The sequence below is a fragment of the Novosphingobium endophyticum genome, from assembly GCF_014640675.1.
Classification (GTDB): Bacteria; Pseudomonadota; Alphaproteobacteria; order Sphingomonadales; family Sphingomonadaceae; genus Novosphingobium; species Novosphingobium endophyticum.
Genome location: NZ_BMHK01000007.1, coordinates 108,690 through 131,061, shown reverse-complemented (window position 1 = coordinate 131,061; position 22,372 = coordinate 108,690). Strand labels below are relative to the sequence as shown.

The following is a 22,372-nucleotide window of genomic DNA, read 5'->3' as shown; positions in this document are numbered from 1 at the left end:
TTCGTTTGGCCGTCCCGATATCGAAGCCGTCCCGCTATTGGGTGCGGACCACCACGGCCTTGCCCGTAACCCCGCCCACCGTCATGCGGTACCCGCTGAACAGGCCCGGCCGGATCGTGGCGATCTGCCCTTCCCGCAACCAGTCGATCATGCGGCTGCCGTCGGTGACCTTCCAGATCATGCCATTATCAAGCGTCACACGTCCGCCGCGAACCGACGCGATCTTCGCGCTCACCTGCTCAACCTCCTTGCGCTCCTCCGGGGCTTTCTGTTGCTCGTTCAGGCCGAACTGCCGGGTCTGGCGTTCGATGCGCTTATCGGGCGTTTCCGGTTCCCCAGGGGAGGAAAGAGAGTCGTAACAGGCAAGCCGGGCTGACGGTTCGGATATTTCCCGACATTTTTTCAGATTCTCCGCCCCGGCGGCAGGCGCCGCCTGCATTGCCACGAGCACCATCCCCATAGTCCAGACATGCTTGCTTGCCATGCAACTCGCTCCATCGTCGCTGTCCCGGTGAAATATCGGGATAACAACTTCATAGGACGAAGTCGGCGGCACATACAAACATGCCCGCGATCGCCTTTCCGGCGGCCGTTTGAGCGCGCCTCGCGTGAGGCGTGGCCCGCCGCGCGGTTGATGCGTCAAGGCACCAGGTTGTGGTCTCCCGGTCACAAGCGTCAACACAAAATTCACCGTGAGCCGATAAAAGCCCCAAGCGAAAGACGGCGGATTTACGGCCCGCCGGCCGAGGACTGTCACCGGGAGCGATCGCCTCCGGTGAACATAACAAGGCAACGAGAGGGACACCCCTAGTGCGAACCAGAAACAGAAGTGCCGCGTTGAGATGTGCCGCGTGCATCGCCGCTCTGGCGAGCGGCGCCGTCTCCGCCCAGGCACAGGAAACCGATGGAACCGCAGACGCCAGCGCCATCATCGTCACCGGCTCGCGCATTGCCCGCGCGGAACTGGATACGACCAGCCCGGTCGTCGCCGTCTCCAACCAGGATATCGTCAACTCGGGCACGACCAACCTGACCGACTATCTCCAGACGATCCCGGCCCTGCAGGACCCGCTCGGTTCCTTCGACCTCAGCGGGAGCCGCGCCGGGATCGGCACGACCGGACTCAATCTGCTGGATCTGCGAAATCTCGGCGCCGAGCGCACGCTCGTCCTGATCGACGGCCGGCGCCACGTTGCTGCGGTAGAGGGACTGCAGGCGGTCGACATCAACACCATTCCGACCGACCTGATCGAGCGGGTAGAAGTGTTCACCGGCGGCGCCTCGGCAATCTATGGCGCGGACGGAGTCTCGGGCGTCGTGAACTTCGTCCAGAAAAAGGATTTCGAAGGTGTCACCGCCCGCGTTCAGTCGGGCATCTCCGAAAAGGGAGACGCCGGGCAGCGCCTCATTGCACTCACGGCAGGACACAATTTCGCGGACGGACGCGGCAACCTCGCGATTGCCTGGGAACACAGCGAAGAAGACCGCCTGAGCCAGCACCGGCGCAAGCGCTACGACGGGGCCGAACAGGTCGGCTTCTATCTCAATCCCGCCGATACGGAATTCGGCAGCGGCAACAACGACGGTATCCCCGATTACATCCCGCTGGACGACGTCCGCTACTTCGATACCTCGCGCGAGGGCGGCATCGATGTCGACTTCGATCAGATACCCGATTTCTACGGCGCCGAGGGTCTGCCTTACGATCGCGGCGCGTTCGTCCCGCCGTTCTACCAGCAAGGCGGCAGCGGAACGCTGGTCTCGGACTATGGCAACGACCTCCTGCCCGAGATCAACCGCGATATCGTGAGCGCTCTGGCCCATTTCGACTTCAGCGACGCCTTCACGCTCTATGCCGAGGGCAAATACGCCAACACCCGCTCCTTCTCCCTGGGGCAGCCGACCTTCGATTATTACCTCTTCGTCCCCGCGGACAACCCGTTCATCCCCGATGCGGTCCAGCCTTTCGTCAACCCGTTCATCGGCGGTGTTCTCGTCAATCGCGACAACTTCGACCTTGGACGACGCGGCGAGGACATCGAGCGCAAGACGGTTCGCACCGTGCTGGGCGCCAGGGGCGACCTCTCGCCGAACCTGTCCTATGACGTGTCCTATGTCTTCGGCCGGACGAAGACCACCAACCGTCACGTCAACGACATCCTTTCCGACCGTTTCTACGCCGCGATCGATGCGGTCGACGACGGCAACGGCGGCGTGACCTGCCGCGCGAACCTCGATCCGACGTGGATGCCGTTCCAGCCGGCCGTCTACACGCGCGCGCCGGTTCCGCCGACGACGTTTTCGTCCGGCGACTGCGTGCCGCTCAATATCTTCGGCGAAGGGGTCGCCTCGCAGCAGGCGATCGACTGGATCAAGGCCGACACCACCAATCGGTCGAAGCTCACCCAGCATGTCGTCAGCGGCGTTCTGACCGGCAATACCAAGGGCACGTTCGAACTCCCCGGCGGCGCGATCGATTTCGTCCTGGGCGGCGAATATCGCAAGGAAAAGAGCAGCTTCGTCGCAGATCCCCTGGCGCAGCAGGGCCTTACCTACACCACTGTCCTTGGCGATTTCGCCGGTGATTTCGATGTATGGGAAGTATTCACGGAAGTCAGGCTACCGCTTCTGGCCGACATGCCATTCGCCCATCGCCTCGATGTCGACGGCGCATTTCGCTATTCCGACTACTCCACCATTGGCTCGACCTCGGCGTGGAAGATCGGCGGCAGTTGGGCGCCGGTGCGGGACATGGCCTTGCGCGGCACCTATTCCGAGGCCGTCCGCGCTCCCAATATCCGTGAACTGTTCGGATCGACATCCCAGACGGCGCTGCCGATAAATGACCCCTGCCACGTGGCCAATCTGCAGAATGGCACGCAATTTCGTGCGGCAAACTGCCAGGCACTTCTCGGCGGTCTGGGAGTAGCCGATCCCGCGAACTTTACTACGGTGAGCAGCAGCAGAACCCCCGGCCTTGTCGGCAGCAACCCTTCGCTCAGGGAAGAGACCGCGAAGACGATCACCGCAGGCATTGTCCTGCGACCCGGCCTTGTTCCGCGTCTGGTCGTTACCGCCGACTGGTATGACATCACCATCAAGGATGCGATCAACACGGCCAGCCCCGGCGAACTCGCGGCGCTTTGCGTGGATCAGGCAAGCCTGAACAACCCGTACTGCCCTCTTGTCGCCCGCCAGAACGGCGGCGCGAATGCGGGACTGATCACGGGGTTCATGCTGCAGCCGTTCAATGTCGCGAGCTTCAAGACTTCCGGCCTCGACTTCACAGTCAACTACCGGCTTCCGACGGCCAGTGCCGGCACTTTCGGTGTAAGGCTGGTCGGCAACTATCTTCACGAACTGGAATTCATTCCGGTCCCCGGCGCGGGAGCGGTGAACGAAGCCTACGTGCCCGGCGCGCCCAAGTTTCAGGTTACCACGGACCTGATGTGGGAGAGCGGGCCGTTCAGCCTCGACTGGCAGATCAACTACGCCTCGAAAACCTACCGCTTCGACCGCCAGACCATCGCGAACAACCCGGATGTCGTCGCGCCGGAATACCTCAAGTACAAGGCCCGCTTCTCGCATGATCTCAGCTTCAGATACGAAGCGAGCGAGCAGTTCGAATTCTACGGGGGCGTGAACAACCTCTTCAACCAGAAGCCTTCGTTTGCGGTGCTGAATTACGGAGGCGCAGCGACGGGGCTGAACACGCCCGTTAGCGCCATCGGCCGCTTCTTCTTCGTCGGAGCACGGGTCGGTCTGGCTGATATCTTCGGCGGCGCACAGTAAGCCGAGAAGGACGAAAAGGAAGGGCGGGGCCGCGATGGTCCCGCCCTTTCTCGTTCACCCCACGCTGATCTCCAGCGCCCCCTCGCCCTCGTCGATCCGCACGGGCGAGCCGTCGGGGATTTCCCCGGCGAGCAGTTTCTCGGCCAGCGGGTCCTGCAGGTAGCGCTGCACCGCGCGCTTCAGCGGGCGCGCGCCGTAGACCGGATCGTAGCCCACGCGCCCCAGCCAGCGTTTGGCGGCGTCGGTGAGGTCGAGGGTGATCTTGCGGTCCTTGAGCAGCTTCTGCACACGGCCCACCTGGATCTCGACGATCGGGCCCATGTGCTCCTGGCCGAGGCGGTGGAACAGGATCACTTCGTCGAGGCGGTTGAGGAACTCCGGACGGAAGTGCGCGCGCACGACTTCCATCACCTGCGGCTCCACGCTGTCCACGTCCTTGCCGTCCTCGATCTGGGTGAGGAACTGGCTTCCCAGGTTCGACGTCAGGATGATAAGGGTATTGGTGAAATCCACCACCCTGCCGTGCCCGTCGGTCAGGCGGCCGTCGTCGAGCACCTGCAGCAGCACGTTGAACACATCCGGGTGCGCCTTTTCGACCTCGTCGAACAGCACGACCTGATAGGGCCGGCGCCGCACCGCTTCGGTCAGCACGCCGCCTTCCTCATAGCCGACATAGCCCGGAGGCGCGCCGATCAGGCGAGCAACCGCGTGTTTTTCCATGAACTCGCTCATGTCGATGCGCACCATCGCGGTGTCGTCGTCGAACAGGAAGCCGGCGAGTGCCTTGGTCAGCTCGGTCTTGCCGACACCCGTGGGGCCGAGGAACAGGAAGCTGCCCAGCGGCCGGTTCGGGTCCTGCAGGCCCGCGCGGGCGCGGCGCACGGCCTTTGAAACCGCCTCGACCGCCTGGCTCTGGCCGATCACGCGCTCGCCGATCACCTCCTCCATCTTGAGCAGCTTCTCGCGCTCGCCTTCAAGCATCTTGTCGACAGGAACGCCGGTCCAGCGGCTGACGACACCGGCGATGTCATCCTCGGTCACTTCCTCGCGCAGCAGGGCATTGGCGGACTGGTCCTGCGCTTCGGCGAGCTGTTTCTCGAGCGCGGGGATCGTGCCGTACGACAGTTCGCCCGCGCGGCCGAGGTCGCCCGAGCGCTGCGCCTGCTCCAATTCGATCCTCGCGGCGTCGAGCTGTTCCTTGATCTTTCCCTCGGCGGCGATCTTGTCGCGTTCGTTCTGCCAGCGGGTGGTCAGCTCGCTCGATTGCTGTTCGAGGTTGGCAAGCTCCTCGCGCAGGGCCTTGAGCCGGTCGGCCGAGGCCTCGTCGGTCTCCTTGGCCAGCGCCGATTCCTCGATCTTGAGCTGGATGATGCGCCGGTCGAGCGCCTCGATCTCCTCGGGCTTGGACTCCACTTCCATGCGGATACGGCTGGCGGCCTCGTCCATGAGGTCGATCGCCTTGTCGGGCAGGAAGCGGTTGGTGATGTAGCGGTTGGAAAGCGTCGCCGCCGCCACCAGCGCGCCGTCGGTGATGCGCACGCCGTGGTGCAGCTCGTACTTCTCCTTGAGGCCCCGCAGGATGGAGATGGTGTCCTCGACGGTCGGCTCGTCGACGAAGATGGGCTGGAAGCGGCGCTGCAGGGCGGCGTCCTTCTCGACGTACTTCTGGTATTCGTCGAGCGTGGTCGCGCCAATGCAGTGCAGCTCGCCGCGCGCGAGAGCGGGCTTGAGCAGGTTGCTCGCATCCATGGAGCCTTCGGAAGCGCCCGCGCCGATCAGGGTGTGCATCTCGTCGATGAACAGGATGATCTCGCCGCCCGCGCCCTTCACTTCGTCGAGCACGGCCTTGAGCCGTTCCTCGAACTCACCGCGATACTTGGCGCCCGCGATCAGCGCGCCCATGTCGAGCGCCATCAGGCGGCGGTCCTTCAGGCTGTCGGGCACGTCGCCGTTGGCGATGCGCAGCGCCAGCCCTTCGGCGATGGCGGTCTTGCCGACGCCGGGATCGCCGATGAGCACGGGATTGTTCTTGGTACGGCGGGCGAGGATCTGCACAGTACGGCGGATTTCCTCATCGCGGCCGATGACCGGATCGAGCTTGCCTTCGCGCGCCGCCTCGGTGAGGTCGCGCGCGTATTTCTTCATCGCGTCATAGGCCTGTTCGGCATTGGCCGAATCGGCGCTGCGGCCACCGCGCAGTTCCGTGATCGCGGCCTCGAGCGCCTGGGGAGTGACGTTCGCCGCTTCCAGCGCCTTGCCCGCCGGCGTGGTCTTGGCGAGCACCAGCGCCAGCAGCATGCGCTCCACGGTGACAAAGCTGTCGCCCGATTTTGTCGCCGCCTGCTCGGCCGCGTCGAGCACGCGCACCGCATCATTGTCGAGCCCGGGCGAGGCCTGCGCGCCGCTGCCCGAGACGGCCGGAATCCGCCCGAGCGCCTTGTCCAGTTCCTCGGTGGCAAAGACGGGGTTGCCGCCTGCGCGCTTGATAAGCCCGGCGGCCATGCCCTCGGGATCGTCGAGCAGCGCTTTCAGCATGTGCTCGGGACTGATGCGCTGGTGGTTGAGCCGGATCGCCACGGTCTGTGCCGCCTGCAGGAACCCTTTGGCCCGGTCTGTGAATTTTTCGAGATTCATGATCTTGGATGCCTCCTGACCTCGAAGATATAGTGTTGCAAATATGCAACACAAGAGCCTCGCGCAAGTTTATCTCGTGCAGCACTTCGAAGGCCGCAGGACATTGATCCCGCACAATATCCGACGGCGTTTTCGCAGACGACTTGCCTTCCCGGCAAAGATGGTGGCTCCCCCGGCGATTGCCAATGCCTGCGATCTTTCGCGCGGGGCGCCTGCGCGTAAATTCTCAGGCCAGGACGCGGAAGGATCCCAGGGCTCGTGCCTTGGCGTGAGACAGCAACGTCGCTCCGGCGTTAATCGACGGCTCTGTCTATTTGACCTTGGCGTTGCCGCCGCGCTTGCCTAGCCTCGAGCCTCGTAACGCACCAAAAGGGAAGAGGCAGGACACGTGGCAAAATTCACACCCGAACAGGCAGCGGACGTGCTGGCGATCAAGCAAGTCATCTACGAGTGGGGCGACGAGCTCGACATCAACAACGGCCTGTCCATGCGTGAACGCGACTGCCTGACCAAGGACGTGCAGTACAACGTCGGCGGCGAATGGCGCGAGGGGCTGGAGGCAGTCTCCGCATTCTACAACGGCCGTGCGGAAGCGATGCGTGCGGGCGCCGGTCTGATGACCATGCGGCACATCATTACCAGCCTGCGCGTCGGTTTCGACGATGCCGATCATGCCAGCGTCGGTTATCTTCTGGTGTTCTTCGCGGCACAGGGCGAAGGACCTTTCGACAAGTACTGCGACCCGCTGGCGGTTGCCGACGTGAAGATGGAATGCCGGCGGGACGACGACGGCGAATGGCGCATTTCCCGGTTCGACAGCGGACAGATCTTCCGGCGCGGTTAACCGCGCGTCGTTGCCAGAGAAGCGCTAGCCAGCGGCGCGGCGCGTGCTAGACCTTTCGCCATGCGAATCCGTCCCCTAACGAGCGCCGCCGCGCTTGCCGCAGCCCTTCTCCTTTCCGCCTGCACAACAACTGCATCGACGGCTCCGGCCGCCGCGCCGACCCCGGCGGAGCATACCGCGAGCGTCCAGTCGGCCACGCCGCAGGAACTCGTCGCCAAGGTCGAGATCCCTTACGATAAGTTCGTGCTGCCCAACGGGCTGACGACGATCGTCCACACCGACAGCAAGGCGCCGATCGTCGGGGTCACGCTCTACTACAAGGTAGGTTCCAAGAACGAGCCGCGCGGCCGCACGGGCTTCGCCCACCTTTATGAACACCTGTTCTTCGGCGGTTCGGCGAACGTGCCCGATTTCGACGTGCCGCTGACGGCCGCCGGCTCGACGCCGACCAACGGCTCCACATGGTACGACCGCACCAACTACGTCGAGACGGTGCCCACCGGCGCGCTCGACCTGGCGCTGTTCATGGAAAGCGACCGCATGGGCTACCTCCTGCCCGCGGTGACGCAGGACAAGCTCGACAAGCAACGCGGCGTTGTCCAGAACGAGAAGCGGCAGGGGGACAACCAACCCTACGGCCTGTTCGAATATGCCCTGGCGGAAGGCCTGCTGCCGGTGGGCCATCCCTATCGTCATGCCCCGATCGGCTCGATGGCCGATCTCAACGCCGCCACGCTTGTCGACGTGCGCAAGTGGTTCATCGACCACTATGGCCCGAATAACGTCGTCCTCGTGCTCTCGGGAGACATCGACGCGGCGACCGCGCGACCGAAAGTCGAGGAGTGGTTCGGCCAGATTCCGCGCGGCCCCGAAATTCAGCCAGTGGCCGCCGGGCCGGTCACCCTGCCTGCGCCGGTGACCCGCGACATTGCCGATCAGGTGCCCGTCCTGCGCCTCACGCGCAACTGGACCGCGCCCGGCCTCAATGATCCGGACACGCCCGCGCTCAAGGTCGGCATGCATATTCTCGGCGGCCTCGCCAGCTCGCGGCTCGACAACGAGCTGGTGCGCGGCAAGCAGCTTGCCGTCTCCGTCACCGCCTATGACCAGGTTTTCGAGCAGCTCAGCTTCCTGCAGATGACGATGGACGTGAAACCCGGCGTCGAGCGCGTCGTGGCGGAAGGCGCCTTCGACAAGGTGGTCGCCGACTACCTGCGCGATGGCCCGACCCAGGACGAGCTGCGCCGCGCGGTCGTGAGCATGCTGTCCAGCGAGATCGGCGGCCTCGAACGCGTCGGCGGGTTCTACGGCAAAGGGGCGACGCTGGCCGAGGGACAGGTCTATTCGGACGATCCGGCGCAGTACAAGCGGGATCTGGATGCCATGGCCGCGCTGACTCCCGCTCAGGTCAGGGAGGCAATGGGCAAGTGGCTGTCGCGCCCGGTCTACGCCCTCAACGTCGTGCCCGGCCCCCGCACCGACAGCGGCGACACCATGGGCGGATGGGGCGACGAGGCGGACAGCCCCGCCCCGCCGCCTGACACGCGCGCCAAGGCGCCGCCCCTGCCCCCTGCACCCGAGCGTGCCGCGCCGCCGGTACAGCCCGTGAAAGACCTCGTCTTCCCTGCGATAGAGTACGCCACCCTGTCAAACGGCATCCCCGTGGCTCTGGCGCGCCGCACGGCCGTCCCCAAGCTGACGCTCGCGCTCGATTTCGACGCCGGCTATGCAGCCGACGCGCTCGACACGCCGGGCACCCAGGGCCTGATGCTGGACATGCTCGACGAGGGCACCACGACCCGCAACGCCACCGAGATCGCCGAAGCGCAGGAACGGCTCGGCGCGCGGATCGACATCAGCGGTTCGCTCGACACAAGCACCGTGACGCTTTCGGCCCTGTCCGACAATCTCGCGCCCTCGCTGGACCTCATGGCGGACATTGTCCTGCACCCGGCCTTCGCGCCCGACGAGGTGGCGCGGCTGAAGGCCAAGACGCAGGCGGAGCTGGCACAGACCCTCGCCACGCCCAATGACCTGGCCGCGCGGGCGCTGGGCGCAAGCCTCTTCGGCAACCATCCCTATGCGCAGCCGGCCGACGGGCTCGGCAACGCCGCCTCGCTCGCCGCGCTGACGCCGGAGAACCTGCGCGCGGCGCACGCGAAGTGGCTGCGTCCCGATCTTGCCCGGATCACGGTGGTCGGCGACATCGCCATGGACGCACTCAAGCCGCTGCTGGAGCGCGCCTTCGGATCATGGCGCCCGCCTGCGGGCGCGGCCCCGGACAAGCCGCTCGATACGGCGATCCCGGCGGCAAACGGCCGGATCGTCCTGATCGACCGGCCCAATTCGCCGCAATCGGTCATCATGGCCGGCCGCGTGTTGCCGATCACCGGCCGCACGCCGGACACCGAAGCGCTGAACCTTGCCGACGACGTGCTCGGCGGCGGTTTCCTGTCGCGCCTCAACCAGGACCTGCGCGAGGAGAAAGGCTGGAGCTATGGCGTCGGCAGCCAGGTCTCGCAGCCCGTCGGCCCGCGCACTTTCGTGCTGCGCGCGCCCGTCCAGGCCGACCGGACGGGCGACGCGATCGCGGCGATCATCGCCCAGTTGCGCGCCTTCCCCGCGAAGGAACCGGTCACGGCGGAAGAACTGCAACGCGTGACCGAAGGCACTATCCGCGAACTGCCCAACCAATTCGAGACCAACGCCGCCGTGCAGGCCGGAATCCGCAAGAACGCACAGCTCGGCCGCCCCGATGACTACTACGTGACGCTGGCATCGAAGTTCCGCGCGATCGACGCAGATACCATTGCGGCGGCAGCCACACGGTACCTGCGGCCGGCCGGCCTGACTTTTGTGATCGTCGGTGATCGCAAGATCGTCGAACCACAGCTCGGCAAGCTGGGCCTGCCCATCGAAGTCCAGGTCGCTCCTGCAGGGGCAGCCGAAGAAAGACAGGAATGATGCTGGCCGGAAGCCGTTACGCCTGCGTGACGTAGCCCAAAAGGCGGTCGTTCCGGACGAGGATAAACGCACCTCGTAAGCCCATCCGTTCGTGTCGAGCGAAAGACAGGTCGCGCAGCTTCTCGCTGCGCTCGTTTCACCTCACCTTTGGTGAAAGCGTCAGCCCAGCTTGCCCTTCAGGATCTCGTTCACCACCTGCGGGTTGGCTTTGCCCTGCATGGCCTTCATCGTCTGCCCGACGAAAAAGCCGAACAGGGCCTGCTTGCCGCCCCGGTACTGCTCGACCTTGTCGGCATTGTCCGCCAGCACCTTGTCGACCGCGGCCTCGATAGCGCCGGAGTCCGACTCCTGCTTGAGGCCTTCGCGCTCGACGATTTGGCCGGCGCCGGCGCCGGTCTCCAGCATGATCTCCAGAACCTGCTTGGCGATCGAGCCGGAAATCGTGCCCTTGCTGATAAGCGCGAGAAGTTCGCCGCCTTTTTCAGGAGTTACCGGCGATTCCTCAAGCGACGTGCCCAGCTTGTTGAGCGCCCCGAACAGTTCCGAGATCAGCCAGTTGGCCGCCTGCTTGGCGACTTCGGCGGGCTGTTTTCCGGCAGCCCTGGCGGTCTGGGCCAGCAGCAGCTCGAACCAGCGCGCGGTCTCGACATCGGCGGTCAGCACGCCCGCGTTGTAGGGCGAGAGGCCAAGGTCGCTCTCATAGCGATGGCGCTTGGCGTCCGGCAGTTCGGGCAGCGAATTGCGGCAGTCCTCGAGGAACGCATCATCGAGTTCGAGCGGCAGCAGGTCCGGGTCGGGGAAGTAGCGGTAATCGTGCGCGTCTTCCTTGCTGCGCATCGAACGCGTGGTGCCGGTGTTCGGATCGAAGAGGCGGGTTTCCTGCACGATCTTTCCGCCGCTCTCCAGCACATCGACCTGACGGCTCGCCTCGTGCTCGATCGTCTGCATGACGAAGCGCACCGAGTTGACGTTCTTGGTTTCGGTGCGGGTGCCGAACGGCTCGCCGGGCCGGCGTACCGAGACGTTGACGTCGCAGCGCATCGAGCCCTGATCCATGTTGCCGTCGCACGAGCCGACATAGCGCAGAATCGTCCGCAGCTTTGCGACGTAAGCCCCTGCTTCGGCAGGAGAACGCATGTCCGGACGGCTGACGATTTCCATCAGCGCCACGCCCGAGCGGTTGAGATCGACATAGGACATCGTCGGGTGCTGGTCATGCATCAGCTTGCCCGCGTCCTGCTCGACATGGATGCGCTCGATGCCGATGGTCTTGGTCGAACCTTCGGGATCCTTGTCGTCAAGCACGATCTCGATCGCGCCCTCGCCCACCAGCGGGTGGTAAAGCTGGCTGATCTGATAGCCCTGCGGCAGATCGGCGTAGAAGTAGTTCTTGCGGTCGAACCGGCTCCACTTGTTGATCTGCGCGCCCACCGCCATGCCGGTGCGCACCGCCTGGCGGATGCACTCGCGGTTCGGCACCGGCAGCATCCCCGGCATCGCCGCGTCGACCAGCGACACCTGCGAATTCGGCTCCGCGCCGAATGCCGTCGCCGAGCCGGAGAACAGCTTGGAATTCGAAGTGACCTGCGCATGGACCTCGAGGCCGATCACGACCTCCCATTCGCCGGTTGCGCCCTGGATGCGGTATGTGGATTCAGTCATTGGTCGGTTCCGGTAGAATCAGGTCTAGTTCTGGGAAATAGGAGCGAAAGCGGCGCGGGTCACGCGTAAGAACGCGCGCACCGTTCACCGAGGCATGGGCACCGATCACGAAATCGGGCAGCAGCGCGCCGCGCCGGCCTCCATTGCGGATCCAGGCCTTGAAAGCCTGCCCTGCCCGGAACGCTACTTCGTCGGTGAGCGGCTCCACCGGTATCCGCAGAAGATCGAGCATCCGCTGCAGTTCCTCAACGGAAATCGCGCGCGCGGCCAGTTCGGCCACGACGATGTGATTGAAGAACACACCGCCATCAAGCGCGTCCGCAAGACGGTCCTGCGCCCAGCCGTGGAAAGGCGAATCCGGATCGAGCGCATCGATCGCGACATTGGAATCGACGAAGATCACTCTTTGCCGTCACGCTCGAACGGCTGAAGAGGTTCGCGGATCATATCCATGTACTCGTCGGTCGACATGCCGGGGAAGGCATCGTTTGCCTTGAAGATCGCCTGGGCCTCTTGCAGCCGGTTGCGGAAATCGGCTTTCTTCCGTTCAATCTCAGCATCCGTGTCTACCTTGAGGATGCGCGCATTGCCGTCGGCGTCCAGTTCGAACTCGACCGGCTGGCCCGGCAAAAGGCCCAGCGCGTCGCGGATGTCCTTGGGCACGGTGACCTGGCCCTTGACCGTCATGTTCGACTGGTAATGCATGGATTTGGTAATACCAAGCGGGCGGACGACGGTCAACGAAGCTGGCGAGTTCCTCTCACCACCACTTCTCCGGCTTCGCCACGAATCCCGCCCGCTGCTCGATCGCCAGACCAGCGTTCAGCACACCCTGTTCGTCGAAGGCCCTGCCAATCACCTGCAGCCCCAGCGGCAGCCCTTCGCGGTTGAGGCCGGCCGGGACCGACATCGCCGGCAGGCCCGCCAGCGAGGCCGGCACAGCGAAGACGTCGTTGAGGTACATCTTGAGCGGATCGTCGACGTTTTCGCCCAGCGCGAACGCGGCGCTCGGGGCGGTGGGGGCGAGGATCACGTCGCAGCTCTCGAAGGCGTTTTTGAAATCGAGGCTGATCAGCGTGCGCACCTTCTGCGCCTGCGTGTAGTAGGCGTCGTAGAAGCCCGCCGAGAGCACGTAAGTGCCGATCAGGATACGGCGCTTCACTTCGGCGCCGAAACCGGCCGCGCGGGTGGCGGCATACATGTCCTGCAGGTTCGCGCCCTCGGGCAGATCGCGCAGGCCGTAGCGCACGCCGTCATAGCGCGCGAGGTTGGAAGACGCCTCGGCCGGGGCGATGATGTAGTAGGCCGGCAGCGCATACCTGGTGTGCGGCAGCGAGATATCGACGATCTCCGCGCCGGCATCCTTGAGCCAGGCGATACCGTCATCCCAGGACTTGAGGACATCCTCGTCCATCCCGTCCATCCGGTATTCACGCGGGATGCCGACCTTCTTGCCTTTCATGTCGGCCGAGAGGTTCGCTTCCCATTCGGGCACGGGCATGTCGAGGCTGGTTGAGTCCTTGGGATCGAAACCGGCCATGGCCTCCAGCATGATCGCGCAGTCACGGGTGTCACGCGCCATGGGCCCCGCCTGATCGAGCGAACTGGCGAAGGCGACGATGCCCCAGCGCGAGCAGCGGCCATAGGTCGGCTTGATGCCGGTAATGCCGGTGAAGGCGGCGGGCTGGCGGATCGAGCCGCCGGTGTCGGTGCCGGTCGCCGCCGGGCACAGCCGCGCCGAGACGGCCGCCGAGGAACCGCCCGAGGAGCCGCCCGGCGCCAGCGAGGCATTGCCGCCGTCGTTGCGCCGCCACGGCGAGATGACGTTGCCGAAGTAGCTCGTCTCGTTCGAGGAGCCCATCGCGAACTGATCGAGATTGAGCTTGCCAAGCATGCCCGCGCCCGCATCCCACAGCTTCTGCGAGACGGTGGATTCGTATTCGGGCCTGAAGCCTTCGAGGATGTGGCTCGCCGCCGTGGTCTGCACGCCGACGGTGGCGAAGAGGTCCTTCATGCCGATCGGCACGCCGCCCATCCCGCCCAGCGCCTCGCCTTTCGCGCGTTTGGCGTCGGTGGCCTTAGCGGCCTCAACAGCCTTTTCGGGCGTGGCGACGATGAAGGCGTTGAGCGCGTCCTGCGCGGCGGCGACATTGGCGTTGAACGCCTCTGCCACTTCGACGGCGGTGAAATCGCCTTTGGCAACACCGTCGCGGATCTGGGCTACGCCGAGTTCGGTAAGGTCAGTCATTTATCTTCATCCGTCGAAGGTCGCGCTCGCTCACTCGATCACCTTGGGCACGCCGAAGAAGCCGTGCTCGGCCGCCGGCGCATTGGCGAGCACCTTGTCGCGGATGCCGCCGCCGGTCAGCGGGTCGGCGTCGATCACGTCGTCGCGCAGGCGCAACGTGTTGGGAATGACGGCGGTCATCGGCTCGACGCCGGTGACATCGACTTCGCCCAATTGCTCGACCCAGGCGAGAATGCCGTTGAGTTCGGGCACCATGGCCTCGAGTTCCTGATCGGTCACCTTGATGCGGGCGAGGCTGGCGATCTTGGCCACGGTTGCGGTATCGACCGACATGGCTGTTCCTCAAAGATTGCGGGCCGACAGGCGGCCCCTGTCTGGAAATGGGCTAAGAGCGGGCGCTAGCACCCGCTCCGGGCCGCATCAAGCGGCCGCGACCGGGATCAGGGATGGGCCGGGGCGCCCGCTTCGGGAGCACCGCCCTGCATCTGCTGGAGCTGCTGAAGGATGCGCTGCTGCTGCTCGATCTCGGCGCGGCTCTTGAAGTCGATCAGCTCGATCTCGAAAGTCAGGTCGGTGTTCGCGGGAATGTCGCCCACGGCCTTGTCGCCGTAAGCCAGCTCCGAGGGAATCTCGACGTTGTACTTGCCGCCGCGCTGCATCTTCACCAGCGCCTTGGTGAAGCCGGGGACGACTTCATTGAGCGCCATCGGCACCTGCTGCGCCTCGTCGAAGACATTGCCGTCCGGCAGCGTGCCCTTATAGTTGATGAGCACTACGTCATCGACCGTGGGCGACTCGCCCGAACCGGCGGTCAGCGTCTGCACATCCACCGAAGGCGGCAGCGCCGCCCAGGCCACGCCGCCCGCGGCGAGCGCGATGGCGGCCACGCCGAGCCAGATCTTGGTAACGGCGCCCTTTGCAATCGGCTGGAGCGGGACGCGGGTGATCTCTGTCATCTTCGTTTGGCCTCGTCAGGAAGTCGCCCCAAAGGCAGATACACAAAGGGCGCGGATGGAATTTCCGCGCCCTCATGGCTCAAGCAGGTTCGGCGTTCAAGCAGGAACGCAGCCTCGCGGTGTTTGCCCGGCCTCGCGGGCCGAAGCAAACCACGGCTTACTTGGCGCCGTCACGCTCCAGACGCTTGCGCTCCAGCTTGCGGGCGCGGCGCACGGCGGCGGCCTTTTCGCGGGCGCGCTTTTCAGACGGCTTCTCGTAGTGACGACGCAGCTTCATTTCGCGATAGACACCTTCCCGCTGCAGCTTCTTCTTCAGCGCACGAAGGGCCTGATCAACATTGTTGTCGCGAACCATGATCTGCATAAACCGAAACACCTCACAAAACACAAACGACGCCCGCCCCGCATCACTTCCGGCGAGGCGAACCGCGAATCTGAAAGCCAAAAACAGGACCGCAACCGGTAAAGGCGCAGCTCGATTGCGCGGCCCGTTAGCAAAGCAAACGTCGCAGGACAAGCGCAAACGCCGCAAAATCACGGCGCACCGCTCCTGCGTACCCGCAATATAGTGGCTGAACGGCAACAATTCAACACCGGGACAGCCCGGCCGGACCGCCGCCACTCAAGGTTCACGGACGATTGGATTATTGCCGATTCGCGGCTAAGGCGGCGCCCATGCCTCAACCTTCCTTCCTCGCCGCGTCGTTGCTTGTGGCCTTCGGCGGCGGCTTCGGCGCCTGGCTGCGCTTCCTCGTCGGCCGCGCCTGGGTCGCCGCGATCGGCCCGGTACGCGCAAGCGACTTTCCTTACGGGACGCTGACTGTCAATGTGCTCGGCAGCCTGTTCATGGGCCTTCTGGTCGGCTGGTTCGCCCGCCACGGCAGCCATGGCGAGGGAACACGCCTGCTTCTCGCGGTCGGCGTGCTGGGCGGCTTCACGACCTTCTCGTCGTACAGCCTCGACATCGTCAGCCTCGCCGAGCGCGGCCAGCTCGGCCTCGCCGCGTTTTACACCGGCATTTCGGTGATCGCCGGCGTCATGAGCCTGTTCCTCGGCCTCTCGATAATGCGGCACGTATGATGAGCCAGCTTCCTGACCAGGTCCGCCAGTTCACCGTCGGCAGCGACGACGACGGCGTGCGGCTCGACCGCTGGTTCAAGCGCCACTTGCCGCAAGTGGGCTTCGCCACGGTTTCGCGCTGGGCGCGCACCGGCCAGATCCGGGTCGACGGCAAGCGCGCCGATGTCGACACGCGGCTGGAGGCGGGCCAGACCCTGCGCGTGCCGCCCGGCGGCGAAGCCAAGCCCGGCGGCAAGGCGGCCCGGCCGAGGCGGGAACTCTCCGAAGAGGAACTCGCGCTCGCCGATTCGATGGTGCTGACGCAGGACCGCGCCGCCATCGTGCTCAACAAGCCACCGGGCCTCGCCACGCAGGGCGGGCTTGGCATGAAGCAGCACGTCGATGGCCTGCTCGATGCCTATGCGGCGCAAGGGCCGAGGCCGCGTCTCGTCCACCGGCTCGACAAGGACACTTCGGGCGTCCTGCTGGTCGCCCGCACGCCGGGCAGCGCCGCGTACTTTTCCAAGCGCTTTTCGGGTCGCTCGGCCCGGAAGATCTATTGGGCGCTCGTCGTCGGCGTGCCGAGCATCGCGGACGGCATGATCGAACTGCCGCTCGCCAAGCAGCCCGGCACCGGCGGCGAGAAGATGCAGGTCGACGAGGAAAACGGAAAGCCCTCACGCACCCGCTATCGCGTGATCGACAGGGCTGGCAACCGCGCCGCTTGGGTCGAGCTGTACCCGATGACCGGGCGCACTCACCAGCTGCGTGTCCACATGGCCGCCATTGGCCACCCGATCGTTGGCGACGGCAAGTACGGCGGGCAGGATGCGTTCCTCTCCGGCTCGATCAGCCGCAAGCTGCACCTGCACGCCCGGCGTCTGGTCATAGATCACCCGGACGGCGCCCCGCTCGACGTCACGGCCCCCCTGCCCGAACATTTCGCCGCCTCGATGGCCCAGCTCGGCTTCGACGAGGCCGACGGCGCCGAGCTTTCCGCCCCGCCGCCCGAATCCGACAAGCAGGACCAGAAACGCGCCGCCAAGGCGCACGCCAAGCAGTACCGCAAGGAACGGCGCGGCGAACGGCGCTCACGCGGCGATGGCAGCCCCTCGCGCGGCAAGCCCGGCGCAAAGGCGGGCAAGCCGGGCAAGCCTTCGCGCCCTTCAGGCAAGCCGGGCCCGAGGAAACCGGGCGCGCCGAGGGGCAGGCGATGAAACTTGCGGTCTTCGATTGCGACGGCACGCTGATCGACGGCCAGGCCTCGATCTGCGAGGCGATGGAAGCCAGTTTCGCCATCCACGGGCTGACCGCTCCGCCACGCAATGCGATCCGCCGCGCCGTGGGGCTCTCGCTGCCGCAGGCGATGCGCCAGCTCGTGCCCGAAAGTGACGCCGGGCAGCAGGAGGCCATGGCCGAGAGCTACAAGGAGGCTTTCCGCGCCGCGCGCAGCGAAGGCCGCGTGTCGCAGACGCTGTTCCACGGCGTCGAGGCCTGTCTGCGCGATCTCGCCGCCGCCGGCTGGACGCTGGGTGTCGCCACCGGCATGTCGGACCTCGGGCTCAACCATTGCCTGACGAACAATGGCATCGCCGATCTCTTCGTCACGCTCCAGACCGCCGACCGCCACCCTTCCAAGCCCCACCCGGAAATGCTGGAGCAGGCCATGTTCGAAGCGGGCGCGCGGCCGGGAGAAACGGTGATGATCGGCGACACCGGCTATGACATGCGGATGGCGCAGGTGGCCGGCACGCGCGCGATCGGCGTCGACTGGGGCTATCACCACCCGCGCGAACTGGAGGCCGCCGGCGCCGAATGGGTTGCCGAAACCCCGGCGGAACTGTGCGAGTACCTGCTGAAATGAGCGAAAGGGATCCCGCCGCCGCGCGCTTCGCGATCATCCAGGCCGTGCGCCTGACGGGGGTGGCCTGCGTGATCGGAGGCATGATCATCGCGACCGGGCGCTCCTCGCTGCCGGACTGGATCGGCTATGTCCTTCTGGCAAACGGCCTCGTCGATGTCTTCGTCATTCCCCCGATCCTCGTGCGGAAGTGGCGCACACCGAAATGAAACGTTTCTACAAGGAAGTGACCGTCGGCCAGACGGATGAAAGCTGGCGCGTGCTGCTCGATGGCCGTCCGATCAGGACCGCCGGCGGACGCCCGCAGATCGTTCCGACGCAAGACCTCGCCCGGGCTCTCGCGGATGAATGGTCGGCGCAGGGCAAGCAAATCGACCCGGCGCTGTTCGCCTTGCGCGACCTCACCGACTTCGCTCTCGACGCTGTCGCCGTCGATCGGGCCGACGTGATCCGCGCCCTGCTGCCCTACGCGGAGACCGACACGCTATGCTACCGGGCCGATCCCGAAGACGCCCTGTTCGCTCGGCAGCTCGATGTCTGGGAACCGCTGCTGGAACAGGCGGAAGCACGCTGGGCGCTGCGCTTCGCCCGAGTCTCCGGCATCGTTCACAAGCCGCAGCCGCCCGAGACGCTCGCGGGGATCGGCCAGCTTCTCGAGGCGGAAGGTGCCTTCTCACTGGCGGCACTGCGCATGCTGACCAGCCTTGCCGGTTCGCTCGTCATCGGCCTTTGCGCGATCCAGCCCGGTGCCGATGCCGAAGCGCTGTGGAACGCCGCCAATCTCGAGGAAGACTGGCAGGCCGAGCTGTGGGGCGAGGACTGGGAAGCCGCCGAAAGGCGCAGCATGCGCTTCGAGGCGTTCGCGCTCGCCATGCGCTTCGCCGCGCTGGCGCGGTGAAGGCGAAAGGCCGCCGCTTGGGTATCTAATGCTGCCTCCCGGACACGCCAACTTTGCGGACGCTGGTTTTCTAACTCGAAATGAGGATGCCATGTTCGGAACGCTGGTCTGTTGGTAGGTTGGGGTGGGCGTGACACCCTATGCGGCGCGCAGGCAATTGAGTGGATCGGGACTCATGGATGATGGATTGCCAAAAGGATGGCGGGAACTCGCTGCGCATTGGGCGGCTGAGAAAGACCGGATTCGCGAACTCCACTTGTTCGGCTCACGCGCCAAAGGGAATTTCACAGATGAGAGTGACGTCGACATAGCCTACGTGCTGACAGGGACCGATCCCGGCGAAGTGCTGGCCTATTCCATATGCGAAGCCGCAGGTTGGGAAGGTGAGTTACAGGTCCTCCTAGCCTCTCCGGTCGATCTGGAAATGGCCGACCCGCTCACCGATAGGATTGTAAGGCCTGCCGTCAGGGAGCATGGCCAACTCATCTATCGTAAGCCTAGCTACTTGCCAGTGGATGAGCAAAGTCAGGCACCCAGTGCGAAGGAAAGCATGCGATGACTGACGATGGAGAATTGCTACCCGGCTCCAAGACGCCCCATCCTGCGCAATCTACGGCAGCGCGACCCGATAGTTGGCCGGAAGGTGTGCGCCCCATATCAGTGGATGGATTGAATCACCTTGGAGTTGGGAATGACGGCACACTATTTTGGGATGGCCATCCTGTCGAAGTCGCTAAGCGCGTTACGCTTTCATTTTGGCAAGGACTCGGTGCTCTCCTAACTGTTGCCGCCGCCCTTGCTGGTGGCGGTGGTGCCGTGGCGTCTGCGTGGGTCGATTGGCACCCAATTCCAGCCTGTACGACCACTCGACCATAAAGTCGGCGTCCGCTTCCCTAACTTTCCAGTCATACAGCCGGTTCGGGCCGTGTCCTGAAAGCCGCTACATCTTCTTGGGCAAAAGGCAAAACCCGCCCCGGCACGGGGCCGAGGCGGGTTCGCATGCTAGCGGACAGAAAGGCCAGACGCTCTCTGCCCTGTCCTTGCCGAGGCAGGAATCAGAACTCGACGCCGAGCCCGACCAGAACATTGTGACGGCTGAAGTCGCTCTCGTAGTTCGAGTAGCGGTATTCGCCCTTCACGAAGACATTGTTGCTCAGGGTGTACTGCGCACCGGCACCGAGACGGAAGCCGTCGCCGTTCTCACCATCCGAATCGCTGGTCACGCCATCGTCGTAGGTCAGGCGGATACGGGCATTGGTGTAACCACCCAGAACGTAGAGCTTGGCCTTCTCGCCAACGGTCGTGCCGAGACGGACAACGGCCGAAAGGTCACGGCCGGTCTTGAGGCACAGCTCGTCACCGGCGGCGAACACGTCGCTTTCGCATTCCTTGGTGGTGCTGTCGGCAACGGTGCCCTGCACGCCGACGAACATGCCGCCCGAGAGCGGAATGTCGTAACCGGCCGAGATGCCGTAGCTCACGCCCTCGTCGGATTCGCCCTCGACGGAAACGACGTCGAGACCGCCTTCGGCCTGGACCCACGCCTGCGCATTGGCGGCAGCCGGGATCGCGAACAGCGCTGCGGCGCCGGCGATTGAAAGTTTCCTCATGTATTGGTCCTCCATTTCATTTTCTCCGGCTGCTGAGCCGGTGGGAGGCGCCGAATACAGGGTCAGATGCTCAAGTCAACACAACTACCCGTAAGCCCGTCTCAAATTATTTTTTCGTTACAGCATGGCAACACACAGGACGATACCGGATAGGTTTATTCTTCAAAGATAGAAATTATTGCAACCAAGGTTGACTTTAATTCAACCAGAACAGGGATCGAAAGCGCGGCAACAAAACTCCCGGCCGGCGCCAGCCGCTATTCGCCCTTGATCCAGTCGGCGACCTGCCGCGCGACGTCGTTTGCGGCCTGGTTCAGCGCCGGCCCAACCCATGCCGCCTCGGGCTTCACGTTGTTCACCACAGCTTCGAAGCGGCGGGTCGCGATCTCACCGCCACGCTCGCGGCGCATGGCATCGAAGCGGACGACCACCGCGCCGGTTGCCGCATCGTAGCCCATGCGCTGCAGGCGCCCGCCCACAAGCGTCTTTCCGGTAACTTCGTACTCGGTGCCTTCGACCACCAGCCTGCCGGTCGCGGTGCGAATGGCCTCCGCCAGAACGCCGCGGAACTGACGCGCCGGCTTTTCGACCCAGGACACGTCCTTGAGATAGGCGATGCTCGAATCGTTGACCTGTACCGGCACGCGCAACACATCGAGGCTGCGGTCGGCTTCGGGGTCGAGCACCACGATCGCCTCCGACAGTTGCCCCGTCGCCTGCGAACCGACCTCGGCGCCTGCTTCCGGAGTGAGCCGCAACAGTTGCTCCGGCACTTTCGCGCCAAGGCTGATGCAACCGGCCAGTGCCAGGCTGACCGAGGCGATCACCGCGCCCCTTGCCGCGCCGGCGGCTCGCACACGCATCGTCACATTCCTCATCATGATCCCCATCATGACCCTCGTCATGGCTTGTAATCCGGCAATTTCTGGCCCTTGAGCAGCACTCCGGCGCCCTGCTCGTCGATCTTCTCGGTGAGGTTGCGCAGCGCCCTGCTGGTCTCACGCAAGTCGCGGATCGCGGCATCGGCGGCAGGCAGCGTCTGCTCGGAAACCCTTTGCAGCGCCGGTTGCGTGGTCTCCAGGGTCCTGTCGAGCTCGTCCATCGACTTCTGCGCGGAGTTCAGCGTCGCGCGAAGCTGCGCGGCGAGCGAATTGCCCTCGCTGCCCAGCAGCGCGTCGGTCTTTTCGGCGACCCCTTCGAAAGCGGTCAGCGTCCTCGTCGCCTGCTCCAGCGCGCCCTGAAGCTCGCGCATGGCCCCTTCGACCTGCGGCGTGGCGCGCGAAAGGTCGCGGGTCATTTTGTCGGTGTTGCGCAGGATGCCGGTGATCGATTTCCGGTTATCCTCCGACAGGAGCAGGTTGAGGTTTTCGGTCATGGTCGCCAGACGCTCCATCAGCAGCGGGGCGTTCGTCAGAAGTTCGCCCAGGCCGCCGCGCTTGGTCGGGATCACCGGGACGCCTTCGGGTCCCAGTTCCGTTAGCGGCGGGGCGCCCTTGATGGCGCCTTCCAACTGGACATCGGAAACGCCCGTGAAACTGCCCTGGATGGTCGCCGTGGTGCCGACCGTCACCGGCACTTTCTCATCCACCTTGACCCGCACGCGCACGAAGCTGGGGTCCTTGGGCCACAGTTCGATGTGCGAGACCTGGCCCACGGGCACGCCCGCGTAATTCACCTCGGATCCCCGGGCGAGGCCGTCCACCGACTGCTTGAAGAAGATGTCGTACTCGTTGCGATCGCCCTTGTTGAGGCCCGCGATCCAGACGATGAACGCCGCCAGCAGCGCCAGCAGTACCAGCGTGACGGCTCCGACCCAGACGTTGTTGGAACGCGTTTCCATGTGC

The 22,372-nt window shown here is 64.9% G+C and carries 21 protein-coding genes; 9 read left to right on the top strand and 12 right to left on the bottom strand.

What is annotated here, in order from left to right:
• Window positions 1-34 precede the first annotated feature (34 nt).
• Window positions 35-484 carry a hypothetical protein gene (locus IEX32_RS07390; RefSeq protein WP_188770012.1) on the bottom strand — a complete coding sequence of 150 codons (450 nt, stop codon included), beginning with the start codon at window positions 482-484 and terminating at the stop codon, window positions 35-37.
• 353 nt (window positions 485-837) lie between these two features.
• Between IEX32_RS07390 and IEX32_RS07385 the strand changes: the two genes are divergently transcribed.
• Complete coding sequence (locus IEX32_RS07385; protein WP_229736231.1) at window positions 838-3,792, top strand: TonB-dependent receptor domain-containing protein; 2,955 nt, start codon at window positions 838-840, stop codon at window positions 3,790-3,792.
• A gap of 54 nt (window positions 3,793-3,846) precedes the next feature.
• On the opposite strand, the gene clpB is transcribed toward IEX32_RS07385, so the two are convergent.
• The gene (gene clpB, locus IEX32_RS07380; protein WP_188770009.1) at window positions 3,847-6,426 is read right to left on the bottom strand and encodes an ATP-dependent chaperone ClpB; all 2,580 of its coding nucleotides are present in this window, start codon (window positions 6,424-6,426) and stop codon (window positions 3,847-3,849) included.
• Window positions 6,427-6,814: 388 nt separating this feature from the next.
• On the opposite strand from clpB, the gene IEX32_RS07375 reads away from it, so the two are divergent.
• Window positions 6,815-7,270 carry a nuclear transport factor 2 family protein gene (locus IEX32_RS07375; RefSeq protein WP_188770007.1) on the top strand — a complete coding sequence of 152 codons (456 nt, stop codon included), beginning with the start codon at window positions 6,815-6,817 and terminating at the stop codon, window positions 7,268-7,270.
• Between the two features lie 60 nt (window positions 7,271-7,330).
• Window positions 7,331-10,234 (top strand): M16 family metallopeptidase, encoded by a 2,904-nt coding sequence (locus IEX32_RS07370; RefSeq protein ID WP_188770005.1) that lies wholly within the window; start codon window positions 7,331-7,333, stop codon window positions 10,232-10,234.
• A 159-nt stretch (window positions 10,235-10,393) separates the two neighbouring features.
• Here the strand turns inward: IEX32_RS07370 and gatB are convergent, their stop codons facing one another.
• The 7 genes from gatB to rpsU all read right to left on the bottom strand — a co-directional run bounded on the left by gatB (window position 10,394) and on the right by rpsU (window position 15,464).
• Window positions 10,394-11,896, bottom strand: coding sequence for an Asp-tRNA(Asn)/Glu-tRNA(Gln) amidotransferase subunit GatB (gene gatB / locus IEX32_RS07365; RefSeq protein ID WP_188770003.1), 1,503 nt, complete (start codon window positions 11,894-11,896; stop codon window positions 10,394-10,396).
• On the bottom strand, window positions 11,889-12,299 hold the full coding sequence (locus IEX32_RS07360; protein WP_188770001.1) for a type II toxin-antitoxin system VapC family toxin: 411 nt from the start codon (window positions 12,297-12,299) through the stop codon (window positions 11,889-11,891). The genes gatB and IEX32_RS07360 overlap by 8 nt, the downstream gene beginning before the upstream one ends.
• Window positions 12,296-12,637 carry an AbrB/MazE/SpoVT family DNA-binding domain-containing protein gene (locus IEX32_RS07355; RefSeq protein ID WP_188769999.1) on the bottom strand — a complete coding sequence of 114 codons (342 nt, stop codon included), beginning with the start codon at window positions 12,635-12,637 and terminating at the stop codon, window positions 12,296-12,298. Before IEX32_RS07355 ends, IEX32_RS07360 begins: the two co-directional genes overlap by 4 nt.
• Before the next feature lie 19 nt (window positions 12,638-12,656).
• Complete coding sequence (gene gatA, locus IEX32_RS07350; protein ID WP_188769997.1) at window positions 12,657-14,144, bottom strand: Asp-tRNA(Asn)/Glu-tRNA(Gln) amidotransferase subunit GatA; 1,488 nt, start codon at window positions 14,142-14,144, stop codon at window positions 12,657-12,659.
• Between the two features lie 30 nt (window positions 14,145-14,174).
• Window positions 14,175-14,477, bottom strand: coding sequence for an Asp-tRNA(Asn)/Glu-tRNA(Gln) amidotransferase subunit GatC (gene gatC, locus IEX32_RS07345; protein WP_188769995.1), 303 nt, complete (start codon window positions 14,475-14,477; stop codon window positions 14,175-14,177).
• A 107-nt stretch (window positions 14,478-14,584) separates the two neighbouring features.
• Window positions 14,585-15,100, bottom strand: a complete 516-nt coding sequence (locus tag IEX32_RS07340; RefSeq protein WP_188769993.1) for an FKBP-type peptidyl-prolyl cis-trans isomerase — start codon at window positions 15,098-15,100, stop codon at window positions 14,585-14,587.
• A 157-nt stretch (window positions 15,101-15,257) separates the two neighbouring features.
• The gene (gene rpsU / locus IEX32_RS07335) at window positions 15,258-15,464 is read right to left on the bottom strand and encodes a 30S ribosomal protein S21 (RefSeq protein ID WP_050600999.1); all 207 of its coding nucleotides are present in this window, start codon (window positions 15,462-15,464) and stop codon (window positions 15,258-15,260) included.
• A gap of 311 nt (window positions 15,465-15,775) precedes the next feature.
• On the opposite strand from rpsU, the gene crcB reads away from it, so the two are divergent.
• The 6 genes from crcB to IEX32_RS07305 all read left to right on the top strand — a co-directional run bounded on the left by crcB (window position 15,776) and on the right by IEX32_RS07305 (window position 19,477).
• A complete protein-coding gene (gene crcB / locus IEX32_RS07330) occupies window positions 15,776-16,180 on the top strand; it encodes a fluoride efflux transporter CrcB (protein ID WP_188769991.1) in 405 nt (134 codons plus the stop codon).
• On the top strand, window positions 16,180-17,376 hold the full coding sequence (locus IEX32_RS07325) for an RluA family pseudouridine synthase (RefSeq protein WP_188769989.1): 1,197 nt from the start codon (window positions 16,180-16,182) through the stop codon (window positions 17,374-17,376). Before crcB ends, IEX32_RS07325 begins: the two co-directional genes overlap by 1 nt.
• Complete coding sequence (locus IEX32_RS07320; protein WP_188769987.1) at window positions 17,373-18,023, top strand: HAD-IA family hydrolase; 651 nt, start codon at window positions 17,373-17,375, stop codon at window positions 18,021-18,023. Before IEX32_RS07325 ends, IEX32_RS07320 begins: the two co-directional genes overlap by 4 nt.
• Window positions 18,020-18,229 carry a hypothetical protein gene (locus IEX32_RS07315; protein WP_188769985.1) on the top strand — a complete coding sequence of 70 codons (210 nt, stop codon included), beginning with the start codon at window positions 18,020-18,022 and terminating at the stop codon, window positions 18,227-18,229. Before IEX32_RS07320 ends, IEX32_RS07315 begins: the two co-directional genes overlap by 4 nt.
• The gene (locus IEX32_RS07310) at window positions 18,226-18,918 is read left to right on the top strand and encodes an ATP12 family chaperone protein (RefSeq protein WP_188769983.1); all 693 of its coding nucleotides are present in this window, start codon (window positions 18,226-18,228) and stop codon (window positions 18,916-18,918) included. The genes IEX32_RS07315 and IEX32_RS07310 overlap by 4 nt, the downstream gene beginning before the upstream one ends.
• Before the next feature lie 175 nt (window positions 18,919-19,093).
• Window positions 19,094-19,477, top strand: coding sequence for a nucleotidyltransferase family protein (locus tag IEX32_RS07305; RefSeq protein WP_188769981.1), 384 nt, complete (start codon window positions 19,094-19,096; stop codon window positions 19,475-19,477).
• A gap of 496 nt (window positions 19,478-19,973) precedes the next feature.
• Here the strand turns inward: IEX32_RS07305 and IEX32_RS07300 are convergent, their stop codons facing one another.
• The 3 genes from IEX32_RS07300 to IEX32_RS07290 all read right to left on the bottom strand — a co-directional run bounded on the left by IEX32_RS07300 (window position 19,974) and on the right by IEX32_RS07290 (window position 22,368).
• The gene (locus tag IEX32_RS07300; RefSeq protein WP_188769979.1) at window positions 19,974-20,528 is read right to left on the bottom strand and encodes an outer membrane protein; all 555 of its coding nucleotides are present in this window, start codon (window positions 20,526-20,528) and stop codon (window positions 19,974-19,976) included.
• A gap of 257 nt (window positions 20,529-20,785) precedes the next feature.
• Window positions 20,786-21,391: an ABC-type transport auxiliary lipoprotein family protein gene (locus IEX32_RS07295; protein WP_229736230.1), complete on the bottom strand. Its 606-nt coding sequence runs from the start codon at window positions 21,389-21,391 to the stop codon at window positions 20,786-20,788.
• Window positions 21,392-21,429: 38 nt separating this feature from the next.
• Entirely contained in the window at window positions 21,430-22,368 is a 939-nt protein-coding gene (locus IEX32_RS07290; protein ID WP_188769977.1) for an MlaD family protein, read from the bottom strand.
• Between the last annotated feature and the right edge of the window lie 4 nt (window positions 22,369-22,372).